2 protein-coding genes and 1 pseudogene are annotated in these 760 nt (G+C 57.5%); all 3 read right to left on the bottom strand.

Annotated elements, in window-relative coordinates; genetic code table 11:
- Window positions 1–193 (bottom strand): annotated as a pseudogene (locus ACNQ0W_RS25275) (hypothetical protein); the annotation flags it as partial.
- Between the two features lie 2 nt (window positions 194–195).
- The gene (locus tag ACNQ0W_RS25270) at window positions 196–549 is read right to left on the bottom strand and encodes a hypothetical protein (protein ID WP_039270143.1); all 354 of its coding nucleotides are present in this window, start codon (window positions 547–549) and stop codon (window positions 196–198) included.
- 1 nt (window position 550) lies between these two features.
- Window positions 551–760, bottom strand: a 210-nt coding sequence (locus ACNQ0W_RS25265) for a DnaT-like ssDNA-binding protein (protein ID WP_417933301.1), incomplete at its 5' end; no start/stop codon positions are given.

The following is a 760-nucleotide window of genomic DNA, read 5'->3' as shown; positions in this document are numbered from 1 at the left end:
GCACCGCGGTGTTATAGGCTGATGCCGTCTGGTTTACCTGCCAGATTTCTGGCTGCCCGACAGGTGACATGTCCACCAACCGCCCGAGGATTTTGATACCCGTCCGGCGTACCGCCTCCTCAATCTCCTGCTTTGAACCATCTACGAATAACTGAATGGCAGCCAGGAACGGCTGATTTGCAGAACTGGTCATAATCAGGTCCTCAGCTGGATGTTGTAGGAGATCAGCACATCTGCGGGCTTAACCGGATTCGGCTGAACCACGCGCCACTTTTTGCCGTCGATATCAATGAGGTCGCCAATGCGCACTTCCGTTTCAAACGTGGCCGCCAGTTTCTTATCGCCCGTAGCAATTAGTGAACCGTCGATTTCACGCGTGGAGTATTCGGTGATAACGCCGGTAACGGTCGCTGTAATAGGCTCGGTGATAACCTCTTTCCCGTACTGATCGCGGGTGATGGTTCCGCCGCGAGTCAGTTGGTAGGCTTTGCCGTTCTCCGTCAGCAGCCGCGTTGCCGTGGCGCGCATCCGGCGATAGTCGATTGCCATGCTACCCCCTTTCGATCCGGACCTGGTTGCCGCCCACCACAAGCCCACGCAGCGATGAATAGAACCAGGGGAATGAAGGAGTGGCCTTATTCGTTCCCGGCTCGTACTGCACAGAGACGGCCCCCTGTACGCTCTCAGCTATGACCGCGCCGCCACCGGAGACCGACGGCGTGAGGTCAATCTCCTGCGACTCGATAGCCAGGCGGCATTG

This window comes from Enterobacter cloacae complex sp. 6730903 (assembly GCF_048283985.1).
Lineage (GTDB): Bacteria > Pseudomonadota > Gammaproteobacteria > Enterobacterales > Enterobacteriaceae > Enterobacter > Enterobacter hormaechei_C.
The sequence above is the reverse complement of the archived record's forward strand: the minus strand, read 5'-3'. Positions and strand labels throughout refer to the sequence as shown.

Bases quoted from the DNA above. Each gene is read 5' to 3' on its own strand.
- ACNQ0W_RS25270 (WP_039270143.1), bottom strand. From the start codon at position 549: ATGGCAATCGACTATCGCCGGATGCGCGCCACGGCAACGCGGCTGCTG.